Raw genomic sequence first — 20,693 nt, forward strand, 5'->3', positions numbered from 1 at the left:
AGCCGTCGACACGAGGTTTGGTGGCGGGATGGGCGCAGGCGTCACCCGGGTGGCGGGCAGCCGTCTCCGCGCGGCGGTCAGTGTGTCGCTTCTGCCGCACCGCCGGACGCGCCGTGTCCGGCGGCCGGGTGCGGATGCGTGACCATGCGGTCCACCCAGGCCATTGCCACGGCCGAGAGCAGGAATGCCACGTGGATGATGACCTGCCACATGATCGTATGTTCGCTGCGCTGGTCGGCGTCGATGAAGGTCTTGAGCAGGTGGATCGACGAAATGCCGATCAGCGCCATCGACAGCTTGACCTTGAGCACGCCGGCATTGACGTGATCCAGCCACTCGGGCTCGTCGGGGTGGTTGTCGATGCCCAGGCGCGACACGAAGGTTTCATATCCGCCCACGATGACCATGATCAGCAGGTTCGAGATCATCACCACGTCGATCAGGCCCAGCACCACGAGCATGATCTTGGTCTCGTCGAAGGTCGTGACGTGCGCCAGCAGGTGCCAGACTTCGACCAGGAAGTGATAGACGTAGACGCCTTGCGCGATGATCAGGCCGAGATAGAGCGGCAGTTGCAGCCAGCGCGAGGCGAAGATGATGCGGGGAATCGGGCGAAGCGGGGTGTGGGCCATGGAATTGAATGTAAATGAAGCAAGACAATCAGGATGTGGTCTGATTGTACCGTGCACATTTGACACCTCGCTCCGCGATTCGGTAACCGAACGTCACCGGCCCGGGTCGCCTCCGAACGCCCGGCGCGCGATCGGTCCGGGCCAGCTTGCCAGCACGATGCCTGCGAGCACGCAGGCCAGCGCGACGCCGTGCGCCCAGCTTGGACGCTCGCCGAGCACCACGATGCCGTAGAGGGCCGCGGCCACCGGCAGCACCGACGTGAACACACCGGCCAGTTGTGCCGGAACATGGCGGACGCCCTTCATCCAGAGCCAGAACGAGAACACGCTGGCCGACAGCGCGTACCAGAGCAGCATCGCCCAGGTGGTGCCGCTCACGCTGCCGAAGTCGAACGTCAACAGCGGCACCAGGCCCAGCGGCAGCATCAGCGCGCCGCCGATCAGATGCGTGTAGGCGCAGATTTCAATTGCGGCCAGGGTCTGGGAGAGGCGGCGCGACAGAATTACGTAAATCGACTCGCATACCACTGCGCCAAGGATCATCAGATTGCCGATCAGCGCGCCGCCGCCGCTGCTGGTCGCGGCATCATGACCGCTGCCGCGCGCGATATTGAGCACCGCGATACCCGCCACGGCCAGCAGCACCGAGAACACCGTCCGCCGCGACAGCCGCTCGCGCAGCCAGAGCCATGACAGGATGGCCACCGTGGCCGGAATCGTGCTGGTGATTACCCCGGCGGCCATCGCGCTGGTCAGTCGCACGCCGCCCAGCATCAGCAACGTGAACATGAACGTGCCGAAGAACGCCATCAGGAACAGGTTGATCCATTCGCCGCGCGAGACCTGGCGCATCCGCGCTGGCCGATACCACGGGGAAAGGCAGACGATCGCGATCAGGAAGCGCAGCAGCGCGAACAGCAGTACCGGTACTTCCGCGATGATGGATTTGCCCAGGCCTACGTTGCTGCCAACCAGGGCCATGGCGGCGATCAGGAAAAAGGCGTGGATGGGCAAGGGGTGTCCGGCAGGAAGGGGTGCGACGTGGAGACGACGGAAACACTGACGCCGGAGAAAGGGCGCGCCAGAAAGGGCGTGCGCGACGTTCAGGTATAGGGTCCGCCGCATTATAGCTGTGCTAACTTAGTAGAGCCGACTGCACTTGTGCCCCAGCGTCTCCCGAATCAGGCCCCACCGGTCTGTTGCGACGCAGCATCGTTGCAAGTGGGATGCTTGCCTGAACCGTCAGGTTTAAGTAAGGCGTCGAGCGTACCTTGCACCGAAAGCAGTCAAAGTCAAACAGGAGACAACCCATGTCCGCCATCGAGTCGGTGATGCAGGAGCATCGCGTTTTCAATCCCCCTGCGTCGTTCGCCAAGACCGCCGCGATCCCCAGCATGGAGGCCTACCAGGCCCTGTGCGACGAGGCTGCAAAGGACTACGAGGGCTTCTGGGCTCGCCACGCGCGCGAGCTGCTGCACTGGCACAAGCCGTTCACGAAGGTGCTCGACGAGAGCAACGCGCCGTTCTACAAGTGGTTCGAGGATGGCGAAATCAATGCGTCGTACAACTGCCTCGACCGCAATGTCGAGAAGGGCCTCGGCGACAAGACGGCCATCGTCTTCGAGGCTGACGACGGCACGGTGACGCGCGTCAGCTATCAGGAACTGCTGGCGAAGGTCAGCCGCTTCGCCAACGGCATGAAGGCCCTTGGCATCAAGAAGGGCGACCGCGTTGTGATCTACATGCCGATGTCCGTCGAAGGCGTAGTGGCCATGCAGGCCTGCGCGCGTATCGGCGCCACGCACTCGGTGGTGTTCGGCGGCTTCTCGGCCAAGTCACTGCAGGAACGTCTGGTGGACGTGGGTGCCGTGGCGCTGATCACGGCCGATGAGCAGATGCGTGGTGGCAAGGCGCTCCCACTGAAGGCCATCGCCGACGAGGCGCTGACGCTGGGCGGCTGCGAGGCCGTGAAGAACGTGGTCGTCTATCGCCGCACGGGCGGCAACGTTGCCTGGACCGAAGGCCGTGATCGTTCGATGGAAGACGTCTCCGCCGGTCAGTCCGATAACTGCCCTGCCGAGCCCGTTGGCGCCGAGCATCCGCTGTTCGTGCTCTACACGTCGGGCTCCACCGGCAAGCCGAAGGGCGTGCAGCACAGCACGGGCGGCTACCTGCTGTGGGCGCTGATGACGATGCGCTGGACCTTCGACATCAAGCCCGATGACATGTTCTGGTGCACGGCCGATATCGGCTGGGTCACCGGTCACACCTATATCACCTACGGCCCGCTGGCCGCAGGCGCCACGCAGATCGTGTTCGAAGGCGTGCCGACGTTCCCGAACGCTGGCCGGTTCTGGGACATGATCCAGCGCCACAAGGTCTCGATTTTCTACACCGCGCCGACGGCGATCCGCTCGCTGATCAAGGCCGCCGAGGCCGACGAGAAGATCCATCCGAAGCAGTACGACCTCTCGAGCCTGCGCCTGCTGGGCACCGTGGGCGAGCCGATCAACCCAGAGGCATGGATGTGGTACTACAAGAACATCGGCGGCGAGCGTTGCCCGATCGTCGATACGTTCTGGCAGACCGAAACTGGCGGCCACATGATCACGCCGCTGCCGGGCGCCACGCCGCTGGTGCCAGGCTCGTGCACGCTGCCGCTGCCGGGCATCATGGCGGCCATCGTCGATGAAACCGGGCAGGACGTGCCGAACGGCAATGGCGGCATCCTGGTCGTCAAGCGTCCGTGGCCGTCGATGATCCGCACGATCTGGGGCGACCCGGAGCGCTTCAAGAAAAGCTACTACCCCGAGGAACTCGGCGGCAGGCTGTACCTGGCTGGCGACGGTTCGATCCGCGACAAGGAAACCGGGTACTTCACGATCATGGGCCGTATCGATGACGTGCTGAACGTGTCGGGCCATCGCATGGGCACGATGGAAATCGAGTCAGCGCTGGTCTCGAACCCGATCGTGGCCGAGGCCGCCGTGGTAGGTCGTCCCGATGACACCACCGGCGAGGCGATCTGCGCGTTCGTGGTGCTCAAGCGTTCGCGTCCGACGGCTGAAGAGGCCGTGAAGATCGCGGCCGAGCTGCGCAACTGGGTGGGCAAGGAAATCGGCCCGATCGCCAAGCCGAAGGACATCCGCTTCGGCGACAATCTGCCCAAGACGCGTTCGGGCAAGATCATGCGCCGCCTGCTGCGTTCGCTGGCCAAGGGCGAGGACATCACGCAGGACACCTCGACGCTGGAGAACCCGGCCATTCTCGATCAGCTCAAGCAAGCCCAGTAACGGCCAGCAAGCGGATCCGGAAAACGGATCGTCCCGGTCACGCACCCGTGACACCCATCGTGCCCGCCTCGGTTTCATGCTGAGCGGGCACGATTTTCTTTCTTGCTGATGCCAGACACCCAGTCGCGCTTTCGCCGCCGGTTGATGCTGTACTACGGCCTGTTCACGCTCGGGCTGTTTGGTTTCGTCGGCATGATGGGCTTGCTGGAGCATTCCAATGCGGATGCGCTCTGGCTTGGCTACGTCTTCCTCTTCGTCACGATCGCGATTTATGCGTGCATCGGCCTGATCTGTCGTACCTCGGATCTCAACGAGTACTACGTGGCGGGACGGCGGGTACCGGCCATGTTCAATGGCATGGCGATCGCAGCGGACTGGATGAGCGCGGCATCCTTCATCGGACTGGCCGGCATCATCTTCGTCTCCGGCTACGAAGGTCTGGCCTATGTGATGGGCTGGACCGGCGGCTACTGCCTGGTGGCCTTCCTGCTGGCGCCATACCTGCGCAAGTACGGCGGCTATACGATCCCCGATTTCCTGGCAGCGCGGTATGGCAATGGCAAGCCGGGCGGCAACATGCCGGTGCGCGCGATCGCCGTGCTGGCCGCATCACTATGCTCGTTCGTCTATCTGGTGGCGCAGATCCAGGGAGTCGGGCTGATCGTCACGCGCTTTATCGGCGTGGAATTTGCCGTTGGCGTGTTCTTCGGTCTGGCCGGCATTCTCGTCTGTTCGTTCCTGGGTGGAATGCGCGCCGTGACGTGGACGCAGGTGGCGCAGTACATCATGCTCATCGTCGCGTTTCTACTGACGGTGTCGCTGATCGCGTGGAAGCACCATCACGAAGTGCTGCCGCAGGTTAGCTATGGCAAGTTGCTGAGGCAGATCGACCAGACGGAAAAAGCGATCGAGCGCGATCCGGCCGAAATCCAGGTGCGCGAGATCTTCCAGCAGCAGGCCATAGCGCTGCAGGACCGCATCGCGCGACTGCCGGAATCGTTCCTGGAGGAACGCAATGCGCTCGACGCCAGATTGCTCGAGTTGCGGGCGCGCAATGCGCCGCTGCGCGAGATCAAGAGCGTGGAGCGCGAGCGCCTGGCATTCCCGGCCGATGCCGCCGACGCGCTACAACAGTGGACCCAGATGCGCGAGGATGCGCTCGCACGCAGCCGGGTTTCAACGCCTTCGACTGAGCCGTACCCTGCGGCGTCGGAGCAGGAGCGCAAGACGCAACGGCTCAACTTCGTGCTGCTGGTGTTCTGCCTGATGCTCGGGACGGCCAGCCTGCCGCACATCCTGACGCGCCTCTACACGACGCCATCGGTACGCGAATCCCGCAACTCGGTGGCTTGGGCGGTGTTCTGCATTGCGCTGTTGTACGTGTCCGCGCCAACGCTCGCGGCGCTGGTCAAGGCGGAGTTCCTGCAGCATCTGGTAGGCACGCCATACGCCGAGTTGCCGCAGTGGGTGGTGCAATGGCGGAAGGTCGACCCACCCGTGTTCGGCATCCGGGATATGAACGGGGATGGCATCGTCCAATGGGCCGAGATCCTGATCCAGCCGGACATGATCGTGCTGGCCGCCCCAGAAATCGCCGGGCTTCCCTACGTGATCTCAGGACTGGTCGCCGCCGGCGCGCTAGCGGCAGCGTTGTCCACGGCCGACGGCCTTCTGCTTACCATCGCCAACGCGCTGTCGCACGACGTCTACTACCACATGGTCGACCGCCAGGCGAGCCACCAGCGGCGCGTGACGACCGCGAAGGTCGTACTGCTAGGGGTGGCGCTGTTCGCGTCCTATGTCACATCGCTACGGCCCGGCAATATCCTGTTCCTGGTCGGCGCGGCGTTCTCGCTGGCAGCATCGAGCTTCTTCCCGGTACTGGTACTGGCCATCTTCTGGCGCCGCACCACTGCAGCGGGCGCGGTAGCCGGCATGGCAACCGGCCTGGGTGTGGCGGTCTACTACATCTTCGTCAACTACCCGTTCTTCACCAAGATGACTGGCATCTTCGGCAACCGCTGGTTCGGCGTCGACCCGATCGCATCGGGCGCGTTCGGCGTGCCAGCCGGGTTTGCCGCGGCCATCCTGGTCAGTCTGGTGACGCCGAGGAATGCGCCGGTGATCGACAGGTTGGTAAATTACCTGCGGAAGGGGTAGCAGGGTATTGCCCGTTGTCCATTGCCCATTGGACAAAAAAACGCCCACACCGGGGAGGTAGTGGGCGCGCGGGAATAGATCAGTTGGGGTCACAACAGATCTTGCTGAGGCCGGGAGGCGCCCAACGGATCAAGTCTGCTCCCAAGTGCGTGGGGGTTCCATTTGATGTTTCCGAATCTGGTCTGGGACGCTTCCGCAATTGGCACTCCACGCGCGGCAGGAAAGTAGTCTTTCGCGCCACCGCCGTAGTCGCTTTGTCATCCAGGAGCCTTCGAAGCATTTGATTGCCGAAAGCAGGTCCGCGCAGTGGGCAATGTTTCCGCTTTGTATTGGATTTGAGTCAGACAGTCCCACACAACAGCCTCAAATTCTTGCAGTGCGTTACGCATCGTCACCGCCGGTTAAATGCCGGCGAAAGCGGCGCCAATTCATCAATAAGCGCCAGTTTCTCGTTGCTATGGTGATGACGGGTTATTGCGTGCAGAACAAGCAATAGCCTGGTTGCAGAACCTGAGCATTGCTCAGGCTGCTCGATATCGTCCCAGACGATATATCCCCTCACCAGAAGCGAGTCATGACTACGACATCCAGTACGACTTCCGCCTCAAGCTCCGGCCTGATATCCAACCTCGGCGTTGGCTCCGGACTTGACCTGAGTTCCCTGCTCGACCAGCTCACTCAGGCCGAACAGGCACCGCTGACCGCGATCACCCAGGAGCAGCAGAGCTACCAGACCAAGCTCTCCGCATATGGGCAGATCCAGAGCATGCTGGCGGCCTTCCAGGGCTCGGCCAGCGAGCTTGCCAGTCAGTCCTTCTTCCAGGCAACGACTGCCAGTTCCAGCAACACCGCCGTGTTGAGCGCAACCGGTAGTAATACGGCGGCCACCGGCAACTATGCGGTCAACGTCACGCAACTCGCGCAGGCGCAATCGCTCGTCTCGAAGGGACAGGCCAACCAGACCGCTGCCATCGGCACCGGCACCATCCATGTCGATTTCGGTTCGATCACCGGCGGCACGCTTGACAGCAATGCGTCCAGCGGCACCTACGGCACATACACCGGGGCCACGTTCACGGCCAACAGCGCCAGCACCGGCGTCGACATCACGATCGACAGCAGCCACAACACGCTGCAGGGCATCGCCAGCGCGATCAACAACGCCAATGCCGGCGTCACCGCAAGCATCATCAACGACGGCTCTGGTACACCCTACCGCCTTGTGATCAACTCGAACAATACGGGTGCCACCAACAGCGTGCGGCTTTCGGTCAATGAAACCGATGGCGGCACGGCGCTAGCGAACCTTGTTGGATACGATCCTGCCGGCACGCAGAACCTGCAGCAGACCGTTGCTGCCCAGAATTCCCAGCTCACTGTCAACAATATCGCCATCCAGAGCACCAGCAACACCGTGAGCGACGCGGTGGCCGGCGTGACCATGACATTGGCGCAGACAGGTACCAGCAACGTCTCGGTGCAACGCGACACCAGCTCGATCGTGACGGGCATACAGGGATTCGTCACCGCGTACAACAACCTGCAGAGCACCTCTGCCTCGCTGTCTGCGTATGACCCCTCCACACAGACGGCTTCACCGCTGACCGGTGATTCCACGCTGAGCATCATGCAGTCGCAGTTGCGCAGCCTGCTGAATACGCCCCAGGCGAACAACGCGTTCAGCACGCTCTCGCAGATCGGCATCTCGTTCCAGGACGACGGTACGCTGGCGCTCGACACCAGCAAGCTGACCACGGCGCTGAACAACAATGCCGGCGCGGTGGGCAACCTGTTCGGCAACGCCGATGGCGTAAGTGGCTATGGCAATCAGATCGGCACGTGGGTCAAGAACCTGACCAGTAGCACCGGTGCGGTGACCACGGCAACCGCAGGCATCAACAACACACTCAAGGATCTGAGCAATCAGTACGATCAGACGCAGACGCAGATCAACGCGGACATCGCCAACTACAAGGCGCAGTTCACGCAGCTCGACGTGATCATGTCGCAGATGCAGAGCACCAGTGCCTACCTGACGCAGCAGTTCTCGTCCAGCAGTAGCAAGGGATAACGTCGGACGAGCGATGGCACTGCCGTCTGGCAACGGTGGTGCCTGCCGTGACCCTGTGTCCGACGCACAGGGTCACGGTCAGGGGACAGGGCAGAAGGGCTGATCGTTTTGGTGGGGAAACTGCCGGGCAGCCACACTCAACGCGAGTACGCGCCCTGGTCACACCGCGCGGGTGTCAAGGAGTCCGGTCGCATTGACGCCCCGCGCCGCCGGCCTGTCGCATGGGACCGTTGCCTGCCTTTCTATACGTGGTTGGTAGCAACGTCATCCAGGGTGTCGTTTGCGCGGCACACGACACCCTGCCGCGCGCCTCTCGGCCGGTCATGGCGAGGACCCGGAAGGACCACGCACGACCGGCGCAGATCAGGCCAGCGTATTGATGATCGAGCCAGCCGGCACTGCGGCGGCGCTCGCTTCGACTGCCAGCGAATTGCTCGCGTCCGTGGAGGACGTGCTCGCGATGGCCTGTGCGGGGGCCGCGCCACCATGATGGTGATGACCGCCGCCATGATGGGCCTGCTTGAGCTTGGCCAGCGCCTGCTGGGCACCACTCAGATCATTGTTTTGCAAGGCCTGACCGAGTGCGTCCAGCGGCGAGCTGTTTGACGTGCTGGAGGTACCCGACGTGCCTGACACCGAAGCGGTCGTGCTGGTATCCACGCCGGTTTGCTGCAGCGCCGAGTAGGCCTGCTGGGCGCCGCTCAGATCGTTGTTCTGCAGGTCCTGCGCGATCTGCTGGAAGTCGGCGCGCCGTTGCGCGGCATTGTTCTGGCTGGTGGCGGCCGGCAGGTAACCGGTGCTTGAAGACAGGCTGCTGATCGAAGACATGTGCTGTTTCCTTGAATGCGTTGTTTAGGTGAGCTACCGCCGTGAAGAACCGGGGAGCGGTTGCACGTTAGCAAGGGCATTCAGGCCGCCAGAGGCAGAACTGACAGGACTTCACTTGGCATTTAACCGTTTGTGATGACCGGATACAGGCTTGTACGAAAGCACCAGTACTTGTGCATCCGGACTCGACACGACAGTACAGAGTGGATACATGAAAGCGGCACGGGCGAGGGGTGCGTCAGGTGCGGTGTATGCGTGACGGGGTGCCGGAAGGAGATTCCCGCAGCGGGGATCGGCTGATCGACAGGTCAAAAAAACCCCGGCAGATCCTGGGATCTGCCGGGGTTTCTCGAAATCTGTGGCGGAGAGAAGGGGATTGCAACGGCTACCCGCAAAACCTTACTGCAGGCGGTTTTCCGACTTTTTGTCGTCATTCGGCCTACAATGCGGCCTACAAAAATGGCGATTTTGAGGTGAATGAGGACGGGCCGTTATGCCCCTTCGCGGCCTCCCCTAGCTTCGATACCCCTTTTTGGGGGTGCATGCCCTGTGAAAGGGTTGAGATGCTGTTCGTTTTCCGCAACCTCCGAACCACGGCCGATGGCACACGGACCCACGTACTACGAAGGTAGAGGGGCATGCATATACTGTGGCGACAGTACATCCCGTCTTACCGATGAGCATATCGTTCCGCTTGCGCTTGGCGGACAGCATGTTTTGCGCAAGGCTAGTTGCCTTGCTTGCGCCGATGTCACTAAAAAGTTTGAGCAGCGCGTCGCAAGAGGACTCTGGGGTGATGCGCGAACGAGCTATGGCGCACCAACTCGACGAAAGAAGGAGCGGAGATCCCACATTGAGATGCCTGATCTTCGCATGTCAGGCAGAACCCTCCGAATCCCAGCCAACGAGTATCCCGCTGTCTTGGTGTTCTACAAAATGAACATTCCGGGCATCCTGCTGGGTTTGCCCGACGACATTGATACTTCAAACACCTGGACTTTTCTCGCGATCGACGATGAGGCGCGTCGCACCACGCATCTTGCTAAGTATCCAGACAATCTGGCCGTGAAGTTTCAACATGTTCCACAAGACTTCGGCAGGTTGCTTCTGAAGATTGGCTTCTGTCAGGCTCTCACGACTGTAGACCCCGGAGACTTTGAGCCGATCTGCCTTCCCTACATTTTGGGACAAAAGCAAAACGTCTCCTACCTTGTGGGAAATGCGGCAGGTCAGCACGTACCGCAGCCTTTCGGTTACAACTTGGGGACAGAGTTTCTAGGTAACTTAAACGAGTTGCTTGTAGTGGCTAACGTCAGGCTCTATGCGAACACATTCGCGCCCGGGTACCAAGTCGTAGTCGGGCGAGTGAAAGGAGCCGAACTTGCTGCCAAGATACTTAGTAAGGTTGAGGCGAGGGATGGGCTGGAGGTTCAGCCACTTACAGGAAACTCGGTAAGCTAATTCGTAGCATTCCTTCATTGGTCAGGCGTCAATCGTGACCGGATTGGGGTGGTTTCCCCGTGGCTTGAGCTGCTCCGCAAGCTACTCGGCAGCAGCGGCCATGTCGCGGGGTCCTCGTGCTGGCCGAAGAAAATCACGCGGTTGCGCTTGGTGGGCTGACGCGGCCGGAATCGTGCCGCCAGATATCGCGCGGAATCGGAGCTTTACACAAGCTACACGCAGGAGTAGGCCGGACCGGTACGTCTGTACAATTCACGCGCAGCCTCACTAAGGGGAGAAACGTATGGAGCGGGCTTACGCCGAGATCGGGCGCGCAGTGATCGCGATGCAAATGTTCGAGGTGACCTTCGTGTCGATCCACGAAGGATTCAAGATGATCACCGACCCCGCGTACCTTGAGGCGACGGGCGGGATGATCGAAGCTGGACGGTACAAAACAGCGACTGCGAACGTGGTAAAGGCACTCTCGCAGCGCGGGCAGATTGCGGCAGATCTAGAGGACCGACTAAACACGCTGATTGATCACCGCAACGAACTCATGCACCGCTGGTTTCTTCGCAATGGCTGGCCCGCGAACGAGGACAATGACCCCGCCAGCTATGCGGACGTGATCCAGCTCGCGCAGTGGGTTCGTACCGAGGCAAATGCAATCACAAGCATGATAGCGGGCTACATGCTGAAGTACGCCCATCCCGAGGAGCATGAGAAAAATCCTGAGGCGGTCAAGACGGCCGTCACAGAGATATTCCATCGGGTTCACGTGCAGGATTAGGCGAACATGCTAGTAACAAAAAGAACCCATGCTGACTGAGCGACTCTAACGGGCGGCCATCGTCTCAGGGCAGCGACCGGCCAATTCCAACCGTCCAGCGATGCGCTGCGGCGATCTGGTCAGATAGGCAAATCCCAATGAGCAATCTGCTGGACGCTAGAACCGTATGGCACGACGACTTGACGAGGGGTCGCGGAAACATTCATTTCGTGTCCATGCAGGGTATCCACTGTCTCGTCAATTTCGAATTGCATATTGGTGCGCTGATGTGATTGCAGCCTATGAAATCGCACCAGCTTTACCGGTTTTCCCTCGAAGCTGAAGCTTCGCATGAGGTCCTCAAGCTTCTCCGTCCTGCGACGCTCGACATCTCCACCCTCCATGGTTTCGGCTGCAAGATGAATAATAGAGGGCCTATCGTTTGGCACCTGTCTCACTGCCTCAGAGAGAAGCTTCTTTACGTCCTTGGCTTTCTTATCGATGGAGACCTCCGAGTCAGTTTCGCGAGTAAATCCGCATGCGAATCCAACCTCCTCCACATACATGCCGAGTTCTCGTGCCTCGCATCCCTGTACATGAGAAATCTGAACGAGCGGTAGGAGCGTGACAGACGAATTATCCGGGGCCCAATCTCCTCCGATGACTCGTGTAAACATTGGCGAGTTCATTTTGACTTTGAATTCCCGGAAGTGCCTGATGACGCTTGAGCGGTCGATGAGTCGCGCCTTGATCGTTGCCGCTTCGTTGTTGACGAGAACTCTCTCACCAAGCCCTAAGGGGAGTGACGTTTTCCAGAGGTCAAGCAGAAAGGAATCCGGCAATTCAAAGAGGTCCTTGTGGAAAGTGCCTTTGAACCAAATCCACTGCTGATTTTTTACAAGCGCGTCTCTGCCTGCATGCCATATCTCCAGGAATCGATTTCTCTCCTTCACTGAGTAGTCGGTTGTCCGGCTCATGCGCTTACATTCGACAAAGTACTCTTCTTTCCCCCGTACCACGTGTATGTCGGCATTTTTCTCGCCTCGTACCTCTTCGATGAAGGTCACCCTCCAGCCGGCTTCCGCATATGACAGCGCCACAAGCAATTCGAAGAAGTGTCCGTCGGGATGTTTTCGATAGTCATGGAGCAATTCATCGAGCTTCCTCTCGATGCCGACGATTTCGCGCGCGTGGTGCCACCGTAATCCGAGACTAGCAAAGTATGGAAGAATGCGCTGAGACTGACTTACGTCCACACATAGAGGATCGTAGATGGATTGCTCGCAAAGAAATAAGTACCAGCCCATTTCATCCTCGCGAACCCGGATCGACTCTGCCTCCGCGAGCTTCGAACCTTTCCTTCTGTTCTTTAGATGCTCTAGCACTTGGCCTCGACGCTGGGACCATTCTGAGGCTGTCATACGGTTCTTGAATGCGTCCAGACCTGCGATCAGCGCCAGACGGATGGGATCGTGTTCGTCCGCCAACCCCATTTCGACGGCCAATGCCTGCTTGTTTCGTTTGATGGCTTCTGCTTCGCGCTGCGCGCGAGATCCTCTCCTACGTGCCTCGCCCATTGTTTCATCCGGATTTCTTCTTTTCGGACAAGCATTGTAGCCGGCGGCGTCCACCGTTTTTCCTGCGAAGTAGGGTCTCAATTTTGCGCGGGCATTCGCCCTGGTGAGGCGAAAATGAGCCATGGGCGTCGTATTTTTCGTGACACTGCGACTCCTTGCCTCCCCCCGGCCAGTTGGAATCGGTTGGAGTTACAGACATCGCCAGGATGCGAGGGCCTCATCGCGGGCGTGCCGGACAGCCAGTAGCGCGTCCGGCCCCACCTGCACGCGCACTTGGAAGACGTCTCTGCTCAATCGCGCGAGTAGCCGGCCCTGTACGAGGTGCGATAGCTCGGCATCTACGGCCTCAGCCACGTCCATGTCCACGCCCCACCGCTCGACGGGCTCGCGCCAGCAGTCCCCGATGTGCTCATAGACCGCGCTCACGTGAAATGCGAGATGCTCGCGGGCAGCGTGTGCCACCGCGGTAACGATAGCGGATTCCACAGCCACGCTACACGGTACGAATCCGGCCAGCGCGTGGCGTGCTCCCGGCCCGCTGGCCTGCAGATAATCATGCCACCACAGCGGGTCATTGCATCCGACCCGCTGCAGCACGTGGCGCTCGTCAGCCGGAAGCGACAGTACGAGAAGCTCCTCGTGGGCCGTCGCAGCGCGATGGAGCAGCCCGTGCCGCCAATGAAGGAAGCCCCGCGCGGCGTTTCCGAATTTCATGGCACCCACGATTATTCCCATTTGCATAACAACCCTTCGCTTTTTGGGGCGCTGTTTTGCGGATTTCAAAAATTGGGAGGTACGAGGGCCGGTTGCCGGCCTCATGCGGATTTTTCGTCGCTGCCCCCGCATGCTTGATGTCACCGCCGCTCGCCGCGAAATCCGCAACGCGTTTAAGCGCGCCAGGAGCGCCGGGAGGGTGGCCTCTGTGGGTGAGGGCCTGCCTGTGCCTGATCCGCCATGGCGTTGTGATCTGTCGCCGGCATGGCCACCCCACCATTGAGGGGTGATCCCTACCACGTCGCCCCGGTCAGTTTCGCCACGCGGCCCGTGCGGCGCCATCCCCAGCCGAGCGGCAGGCGGCTTTTGATTGCCACAAGGTCCTGCTGATAGATGCTGCTGGTGGGACTTGCCAGCACTGCAGTGCCGCCCGTTGCCGGAGCGATGGGCTGGGGATTGTCGTCCAGGTGCAGAAAGCCCTCACGCCGCGTTTCGATCTGCGGCGAGGCGCCGCCGGCCGTGGCGAAGTCCTGCGCATCCATCACCATCAATTCGCCGTCCTTGAGCTTGGGCGAGTACAGCAGCGGACAATCTACAAGGCGGCCATTGGCCGCGAGACTCGACGCGAACAGCCCCACGCTCTGCGCGCGGTTCGACACGAACACCGGCCGTAAGATGTCGGGTACCGCCTCCAGTAGCGCCTTGACATCCTTTTCTGCGCTGGCGCTACCCGTGACGGACACCGCGCCGGCAAGCAGGCCCTCGGGGTGATCCGTCGCCGCAGTGTCCGACAGAAGCGCGGTATCCAGCGACAATGCCGCGTCCTCCGCGAGCAGTTGCTCCAGCGTGCTGGCCGCGTTCGGGGCATCGATTAGCTCGGTGGTTGCCACGACGATTGCAGACAGCTTGCCCTGCACCAGCGTGCCGGCGCCAATGTCGAGTTGCACCACGGGGATTGGGCCGCCCTCGACAACCCATTGGTGCGTACCGTCGAGCGTCTGGCGATAGATCAGCCGCGAATCCTGATAGAGCGGCGTCTGCACCTGGGCGAGTCCGAGAATCTGCGCGCCGGCTGTTTGCGGCAGCGTGCCGATGTAATCAAGCACCATCTGCGGCGAAATCAGGCCGCTGGCCCAATCCGACGTAACGCTGTCGGCCGGGTTCTGCGCGGCCTTGAGAATGAGGACGGCCAGCCCGGACGGGTCTGACTTCTGCAGGAATACCTCACGCGCGGCATCGCTGCTCCACTTGCGGGCGTGGGCCACCACGGCAATGGCAAAGGCGTGGCCGAGCACAGACGAGCGCATGGTGGGCAACTGTGGATTGCGGGACATGGTGACTCCTTGGAATATGTGTGACATCACGCGCGGCGGCGCGTGGTGGTGAATGACAGCGGCTGGTGCTCGCCGGCGGGCAGCACGAATTTCTGGCCGGACTGCGCTAGGGCGTTTTGCATCAATGCCACCTGCTGCTCAAGCTGCTGGATGCGGTCGGCCTGCGCCCTGAGCTGCTCGCCCATACCCTGCGCAAGACCCTCGGCGCTGGCCTGCACCATGGCCTCCACGAATTTCACATCTGCGGCGTTCATGCCTTGCCCTCCTGCAATGAGTCACCGTGCCCGAGTTTCAGGCCCACTCGGGCCATGAGGCCGGCAATTTCCACGCCGTAAATCGCCCCCTGCATCGCGCCCCAGAACTCGCCATACACCCGCACGAGAATGGCGGCGCGCTGCAGCTCGGACAGGCCATTGCAATGGCACGTGATATCGGGTCCGTCCACCAGCAGCCGGTACCGATCGTGATGGATGGCATTGCCGAGCTGGTACGCGCGGCGGAACAAGTCCTCCAGCGAGAGACCCACGTCAAAGCGCCGGCCATCACGCGTGACAATCACGTCCTCACTGGCGACAGGTTGAAACCAGCGCAATTGCGGCGCGCTCGCGGGCCAGGCGGAAACCAGGCTGTAAGTGCCGGCGGCGCCGTCCGCGATATCCAGCACGAGGCGATAGCGGCCGGCGGATCCGCTGCCACCACCGCGGCGATGACATGGACGGGCTTGTGGTTCGGTCGTGGCCGGTGCGGGTTCGGGCAGTGCGCCCCGGAAAGCGGGCCGATAGGTGCCGGACATGGCGGCGGCCTGCGCCGATTCAGCAGCCTTGCAGCTTGGGCATTTGCCCTCGCCTGCGGCGGCCGGTGTGAATTGCTGCCGGCAGATGGGGCAATTGCGCTCCACGGGCGGGCCCGGGTTGTAGTTGCCGTGCCGGAATCCGGAAGAATCGTCACCACTGGCGCGGTAGATCGGCGCCCGCACATCGCTGGCGGGGACATTGCGCTTGCGCTCGCGGAGGGCGGCAAAGTCCTCATCTTTGTAAACCTTGGGCGGGCGGCCGAGCTGGGGCTTGCCGGCGCGCTCCTCGGTTTTCACGTCGAGCACCACGTACGACAGCCGGCGCTCTGGTTTCGGGGCGCGCGGCATCAGGACACCTCCGCATCGGTCGGGGTGTCATCGTCGGGAATGGGAAGGGGATTCTTGCGGCGGTGACGGGAGCCGGGTCGCATAGGGCACCTTTTTGGGGTGACCTGGACCGGATTACCCGTCGCCAGGGAGGATTGTTTCAGGGTTGCAGTGTAGGGCGGCAGGCGGGAAAAGCCAGCCCGAGGCAGCAATCAGCCGGCCCGCAGGGACTTGAGCGCGGCGGCCAGCGTGCGGAGTGGCTGTCCAGCACGCGGCACCTCCAACGCGTAGCCGACCAGCTCCAGCCATTGGACCGGGTGGAACCGTGCACAGGGCGGGCAGCAGAACGCCGTGGTGTCCGAGTAGCCTCGGACGGCAAGCCATCGCTCCGTCACGGCCTGTGGGGGTCCCGGGTCGCGGCAGAAAACACATCGTGTCATCGTTGCTCTCCTCGGGGTTGTGGCAGGCGGTAGTGCCTGCATCGGTTGCGGGCGTTCGTGCCCTTTAAGGCCCTGTCGCGCTCCGCGATATCGGCCATTGCCGTGATGAGCGCCATACACAGGCCCCGGCCGTCCTCATGCCGGCGGAAGGCGCGGCACACCTCGCAGGCGTGGATGGGTGGGTAATCCGGCTCCTCGCGGCGGGCGATCATGCGGCCTCCTCGTCGGGGAATAGGGCGGCCTGCGTGCCTGGTGCTGACCTGGGCGGCTTGCGCACAAGATGCTTGGCGAGGCCCCGGGGCTTGCGCACGTGCGGCTCGGGCGTGACCGGGTCAGATGGGTGTGAGCGGCGGTGCTCGGGGATGAGCCCGCGCGATTCCATGCCCTCCCACATCCTCGCGCGCCAGCGCTCCACCTCTGCCTCAATGGCTTGCAAGGGGGTGGCGCTGAAATCCTCGCGCTCGGCAATTAGGCGGGCGGCGGTCCAGCCCTCCAGGTCTGCACATCGCTCGATCCACGCAATGCCCTGCCTGCGGCGGCACGCCACAAGTTCTGGGGGCAGGTAGCGGGCGGCGGTCATCCGATCATCCCCGAGAGGTCACCGGCGGGCGGGGCCGCTCCCGTGTCGTCGTTCGGTGTCGGCCCCTGTTTCGCTGCGCCGCGCAATCCCTTTCCTGCAAGCCAGCCCTCCGCCGCATCGCCACTACCGAGCTGCTCGAAATCCTCGGGTGCGAAAACGGGTCCGGCGCCTGAGTTTTCCGTTGTTCTCTGTAAACCCTTATTAGAGGGCTCCAAAGTCCGCCCCTCCATGGGCTTTTTCGTAGGACGCCATGGGCTTTTTCGAGACAACGAAACCGCCCCTCCATGGGCTTTTTCGGCAGCCTTTCCGGTAGGCTTTGAGGCCTCGTCCCTACGCTCAATGCGCCACTCTTTTCCAATTACCGGAGCCCCTGCAGCCGTGCCGCCGAGCGCGACATAGTTGCCGCGCACGACATCATTGATAGCCGCCTTGCCAGGGATGGTGATGAGCCATTGCGATTGGCGCCGGCCACGTTTGACAAATCCAGCTTCAACAAGGCGCGTTCGCAGCTTGCGCGCCGCGCTCTCCGTCGTCCCGAGCATGGCGGCAAGCACCCTGTCCGAGGCGGTGGCAATGAAATCAGCCTCGGACGGGACAGCGATATCGCACAGCAGGATGAGCGCCAGCCGGACCCCCGCGTCCAGGTTCATCCTCATGGCGAGCGGTACCAGTCCATAGGCCATGTCACTGCTCCTCCATGGGAGGCAGCGGGCCGGCACCATAGCGCCGCGGCTTGGTCCACCAGTCCGGGTCCGGGGCGTGGTACACCTTGCCCCTTGTCGGCCACAGCACGCGGGGCGACAACCCGAGCGCCGCCAGGATCTGCAACGGTGGGCACGAATTGCGGCAGTGAATGTCCGTTTGCCCGTCCCCGTCCTCGCGGATGAGGGTGTCACCCTGGCACAGCGGGCAAGCCTTACGCGCGATCCATTCCCCATAGCTCCGCTCCTCGACATTGCGGTATCTGTCCAAAACGTCCTTGCTCGACATGTCTCCCTCCGCTGGATTCTTGGCAAAACGCTCCCCGTACCCGCCGGGTGGGAAGGCCGGCGGGGGCTTGTGATTCAGGGGAAGCGGGGCTTACGCGGGGGTGTCGGCGGCCTGGGTGGCGCGGGCTTTGGCGCGTTTCACGGACGGGCGCTCGGCAGCCCTCTTTGCCTGCCACTCGGCCACCTCGTCCTCAAAGAAATGAGGCAACCGATTTGGATAAACAGGCTCGGGGAAATCTCGGGGGAGGCGCTGGAGCTTAGGTTTCACGTCATCCAGACCGGCGGCGGCGGATGCTGCTGCTAGGTTAATCAGCTTGCGCAGGGTGGCTTTCTTAGGGCGGCTCATGGTCGAATCTCCTGAAGTCACCGGGGTACTTTGACGTACGCGGGGGTACCTGCAGGTTTAGAAAACCGATTGAGCCAGTGCTACGGACAAATGAATTTGCCCGAGGGTATATCCCTACGGATGGGCTTTTTCCCACAGTCCGTGCCAGCGCCGGACGGTGCGAGGGTTCACCCCGAATTTCGTGGCGACAGTGTTTTCCATGTCGGTGACGCTGGCAAAGCCGGCACGGTCCGGGAACTTGGCGAACGCCCAGAAAAACCATTCCGCTCCACTGCGCGCATCCGTCTTGGCGTTACTCCTGCCCATACGCAGGGCACCGAGGCGCTCAAGCAGATTTTCCGGACGGGCGCCGAGGTCATCGGCATTGCGGTCAAGGAACGCCTCCATATCGATTACGAGCGCGAGCACGTCCGGGTTACAGGTCACGTCAGGCAGGGTCCGGCAGAACGCCAGCGCATTGGATAGCGCCGTCACCACGATGAAACCGGCAGTATCGTCGGTGCTCATGCTGCGCCCCTGTCGATATTTACCACCTTAGAAGGGATGGCTTTGCCGTCGCAGAAGTCCGCCCAATCCTGCACGAGCTGCTCACGCTTTTGGAGCAACGTGCCACGCTGGTAGGCGAGGCGTACCTTGTCCCCGAGGTTGTGGGCCAGTTGAGCACGGGCCGCGTCAATCTCGTGGTTCGTCGCCTCACCTGTCCAGTCCATGAACGACGAGCGGAATCCGTGGGTGGTCACCTGCCCCGTGCGCTTCATGCGCTTGAGCAGCGCCAGCATGGCGCCATTGCTCATTGGCTTGCCGTCCACCTCAAACACCAATTCGCCCGTGCGCGGCAGGGCCTTGAGAAGCGCGACCGCCTGTTTCGAGAGGGGAAGCAAATGATCCGAGCGGGCTTTCATCTGCGCTGCAGGAATGCGCCAGACGGCTTGCTCAAGGTCGATATCGGCCCACCGGGCGCCGATGATGTTGCCGGTACGCAGCGCCGTGAGCGCGGCCAGCTCCAGCGCACGAGCGGCGAGTGCCTCGCGCTGGCGGACATCCACGAGGAATGCCGGCACGTCCTGCCATGGCAGCGCGGCATGGTGCTGGACAGCCTTGTCCGCATTCTTGGTGCGGATGGTCTTTTGATCTGGCAGCAGGTCCTTGAGCGCCTCCAGCGAAGCCGGATTCGCGCCGCTGCGCAGCCCCTTAGCGGCGGCGTATTCCATAACGGCGCTCAAACGCTGCTGCAGCCGGCGGGCAGTTTCCATTTTTGACACCCATAGCGGCGTCAGCACGTCCACGAAATGCCCGGTATCCAGCAGAGACACATTCACGTCCCCGAGTTTCGGATAGGCATAGGTGGCGAGCGATGTTTCCCACTGCGCGGCGTGCTTGTCGTTTGACCATGTGGGCCGGCGGATGTCGATCACAGCGGCGGCGGCCTGCTTGAATGTGAGCATTTCCGTGGTCGTCACGCGGGCATCAGCGGCCTTGCGTTCGGCAAAGGGGTCGCGGCCATCGCGGCGCATGCGCTGCATGTCCAAGGCGGCGGCGCGGGCCTCCTCAAGGCTGACAACGGGCCATTGACCGAGGCCCACATGCCGGTCCTTGCCGCTGGCGTCGCGGTACCGGAAGATCCACGCTCGCGCCCGCTCGCTGCGCACTTGGAGCTGCAGTCCCAGACCGTCGCCATATCGACCAGGGGGCAGCGTAGCGCACTGCCGTTCGGTCAACCGTTTTCCCATCGCAATCCCCTCGGAATGGCGTACACAATTCAGCCTACAACGAGGAATGATACTCCAAGTACCTTGGAGTACGTCGAAGTACCGAGCCGAACATGGGAAAGCCTTGCCGAATAAGGCTTCGCGGGGATTTTCTAGGTGGGGATTGGTGCTGCGGGAAGGGGGTGTGGCGGAGAGAGGGGGATTCGAACCCCCGATGGGCTATTAACCCATACACGCTTTCCAGGCGTGCGACTTAAACCACTCATCCATCTCTCCGGGAAGTCCGCGATTATAGCAGAGCCGCTCCGGCTGTCCAGCGTCGCGCATGTGCAACGTCTTACTCGCTGGCTCGCCCTCCTTTTCCGAACCTCAGGGACTTTGGCAGCAGGCACAGCATGATCGCCAGGAAGAAGAGCGTCGATGGCACGCCTTTCCCTTGCCAGCCGGAGAGCGAGTGAAACCAGTAGACGAGGACGGCCAGGCCGACGAGGTAGCGGAATCTGACAACAAGGTTGCCTAGCGGGGGACAGATTCGGCCGATGAGCCAGACGCAGCCGTAGGCGGCAGCGTAGTAGCCCAGCATGATGAGGAGAGCGCCCATGAGGTGACGGATAACGGATGCGGCACAAGACCCCTCATCTATCGGGCTGTGCCGGCGATTGCTTCACCCCTCGGACGAGTGGGCACT

22 protein-coding genes and 1 tRNA gene are annotated in these 20,693 nt (G+C 62.0%); 5 read left to right on the forward strand and 18 right to left on the reverse strand.

What is annotated here, in order from left to right; genetic code table 11:
- Positions 1-77 precede the first annotated feature (77 nt).
- Together D769_RS04240 and D769_RS04245 are read right to left on the reverse strand one after the other, a co-directional pair.
- Entirely contained in the window at positions 78-632 is a 555-nt protein-coding gene (locus tag D769_RS04240) for a TIGR00645 family protein (protein WP_008642401.1), read from the reverse strand.
- A gap of 93 nt (positions 633-725) precedes the next feature.
- Complete coding sequence (locus D769_RS04245; RefSeq protein WP_008642402.1) at positions 726-1,646, reverse strand: DMT family transporter; 921 nt, start codon at positions 1,644-1,646, stop codon at positions 726-728.
- Between the two features lie 296 nt (positions 1,647-1,942).
- On the opposite strand from D769_RS04245, the gene acs reads away from it, so the two are divergent.
- The 3 genes from acs to fliD all read left to right on the forward strand — a co-directional run bounded on the left by acs (position 1,943) and on the right by fliD (position 8,156).
- Positions 1,943-3,925, forward strand: a complete 1,983-nt coding sequence (acs, locus tag D769_RS04250) for an acetate--CoA ligase (RefSeq protein ID WP_008642404.1) — start codon at positions 1,943-1,945, stop codon at positions 3,923-3,925.
- A 108-nt stretch (positions 3,926-4,033) separates the two neighbouring features.
- On the forward strand, positions 4,034-6,085 hold the full coding sequence (locus tag D769_RS04255; protein WP_008642406.1) for a sodium:solute symporter family protein: 2,052 nt from the start codon (positions 4,034-4,036) through the stop codon (positions 6,083-6,085).
- A gap of 574 nt (positions 6,086-6,659) precedes the next feature.
- Complete coding sequence (gene fliD, locus D769_RS04260; protein ID WP_008642407.1) at positions 6,660-8,156, forward strand: flagellar filament capping protein FliD; 1,497 nt, start codon at positions 6,660-6,662, stop codon at positions 8,154-8,156.
- Between the two features lie 363 nt (positions 8,157-8,519).
- On the opposite strand, the gene D769_RS04265 is transcribed toward fliD, so the two are convergent.
- Positions 8,520-8,984, reverse strand: coding sequence for a hypothetical protein (locus tag D769_RS04265; protein WP_008642409.1), 465 nt, complete (start codon positions 8,982-8,984; stop codon positions 8,520-8,522).
- An 858-nt stretch (positions 8,985-9,842) separates the two neighbouring features.
- On the opposite strand from D769_RS04265, the gene D769_RS30855 reads away from it, so the two are divergent.
- Positions 9,843-10,445 carry a hypothetical protein gene (locus D769_RS30855; protein ID WP_008642411.1) on the forward strand — a complete coding sequence of 201 codons (603 nt, stop codon included), beginning with the start codon at positions 9,843-9,845 and terminating at the stop codon, positions 10,443-10,445.
- A gap of 283 nt (positions 10,446-10,728) precedes the next feature.
- Positions 10,729-11,217: a hypothetical protein gene (locus D769_RS04275; protein ID WP_008642413.1), complete on the forward strand. Its 489-nt coding sequence runs from the start codon at positions 10,729-10,731 to the stop codon at positions 11,215-11,217.
- Between the two features lie 119 nt (positions 11,218-11,336).
- Here the strand turns inward: D769_RS04275 and D769_RS04280 are convergent, their stop codons facing one another.
- The 15 genes from D769_RS04280 to D769_RS04345 form a co-directional block, all read right to left on the reverse strand.
- A complete protein-coding gene (locus D769_RS04280) occupies positions 11,337-12,896 on the reverse strand; it encodes a hypothetical protein (RefSeq protein ID WP_152414928.1) in 1,560 nt (519 codons plus the stop codon).
- A gap of 66 nt (positions 12,897-12,962) precedes the next feature.
- The gene (locus tag D769_RS04285; RefSeq protein ID WP_152414929.1) at positions 12,963-13,487 is read right to left on the reverse strand and encodes a hypothetical protein; all 525 of its coding nucleotides are present in this window, start codon (positions 13,485-13,487) and stop codon (positions 12,963-12,965) included.
- 293 nt (positions 13,488-13,780) lie between these two features.
- Entirely contained in the window at positions 13,781-14,821 is a 1,041-nt protein-coding gene (locus D769_RS04290) for a phage major capsid protein (RefSeq protein ID WP_008642419.1), read from the reverse strand.
- Positions 14,822-14,847: 26 nt separating this feature from the next.
- Complete coding sequence (locus tag D769_RS04295; protein ID WP_008642420.1) at positions 14,848-15,075, reverse strand: hypothetical protein; 228 nt, start codon at positions 15,073-15,075, stop codon at positions 14,848-14,850.
- Complete coding sequence (locus tag D769_RS04300) at positions 15,072-15,962, reverse strand: hypothetical protein (RefSeq protein WP_008642422.1); 891 nt, start codon at positions 15,960-15,962, stop codon at positions 15,072-15,074. The genes D769_RS04295 and D769_RS04300 overlap by 4 nt, the downstream gene beginning before the upstream one ends.
- A gap of 191 nt (positions 15,963-16,153) precedes the next feature.
- Positions 16,154-16,381, reverse strand: a complete 228-nt coding sequence (locus D769_RS31740) for a hypothetical protein (protein WP_008642424.1) — start codon at positions 16,379-16,381, stop codon at positions 16,154-16,156.
- On the reverse strand, positions 16,378-16,593 hold the full coding sequence (locus D769_RS04305) for a hypothetical protein (protein ID WP_008642425.1): 216 nt from the start codon (positions 16,591-16,593) through the stop codon (positions 16,378-16,380). The genes D769_RS31740 and D769_RS04305 overlap by 4 nt, the downstream gene beginning before the upstream one ends.
- A complete protein-coding gene (locus D769_RS04310) occupies positions 16,590-16,961 on the reverse strand; it encodes a hypothetical protein (protein ID WP_008642428.1) in 372 nt (123 codons plus the stop codon). Before D769_RS04310 ends, D769_RS04305 begins: the two co-directional genes overlap by 4 nt.
- Positions 16,958-17,644 (reverse strand): helix-turn-helix domain-containing protein, encoded by a 687-nt coding sequence (locus D769_RS04315; RefSeq protein ID WP_008642430.1) that lies wholly within the window; start codon positions 17,642-17,644, stop codon positions 16,958-16,960. The genes D769_RS04310 and D769_RS04315 overlap by 4 nt, the downstream gene beginning before the upstream one ends.
- 1 nt (position 17,645) lies before the next feature.
- Positions 17,646-17,951: a hypothetical protein gene (locus D769_RS04320; RefSeq protein ID WP_008642432.1), complete on the reverse strand. Its 306-nt coding sequence runs from the start codon at positions 17,949-17,951 to the stop codon at positions 17,646-17,648.
- Positions 17,952-18,041: 90 nt separating this feature from the next.
- A complete protein-coding gene (locus D769_RS04325) occupies positions 18,042-18,296 on the reverse strand; it encodes a hypothetical protein (protein ID WP_008642434.1) in 255 nt (84 codons plus the stop codon).
- Positions 18,297-18,410: 114 nt separating this feature from the next.
- A complete protein-coding gene (locus D769_RS04330) occupies positions 18,411-18,803 on the reverse strand; it encodes a hypothetical protein (protein WP_008642436.1) in 393 nt (130 codons plus the stop codon).
- Positions 18,800-20,026: an integrase arm-type DNA-binding domain-containing protein gene (locus D769_RS04335; RefSeq protein WP_081596768.1), complete on the reverse strand. Its 1,227-nt coding sequence runs from the start codon at positions 20,024-20,026 to the stop codon at positions 18,800-18,802. The genes D769_RS04330 and D769_RS04335 overlap by 4 nt, the downstream gene beginning before the upstream one ends.
- Positions 20,027-20,190: 164 nt before the next feature.
- A tRNA-Ser gene (locus D769_RS04340) sits at positions 20,191-20,281 on the reverse strand.
- Positions 20,282-20,342: 61 nt separating this feature from the next.
- Positions 20,343-20,606: a hypothetical protein gene (locus D769_RS04345; protein ID WP_008642440.1), complete on the reverse strand. Its 264-nt coding sequence runs from the start codon at positions 20,604-20,606 to the stop codon at positions 20,343-20,345.
- Positions 20,607-20,693: the final 87 nt, after the last annotated feature.

This window comes from Cupriavidus sp. HMR-1, assembly GCF_000319775.1.
In the GTDB taxonomy this organism is placed as follows: Bacteria; Pseudomonadota; Gammaproteobacteria; order Burkholderiales; family Burkholderiaceae; genus Cupriavidus; species Cupriavidus metallidurans.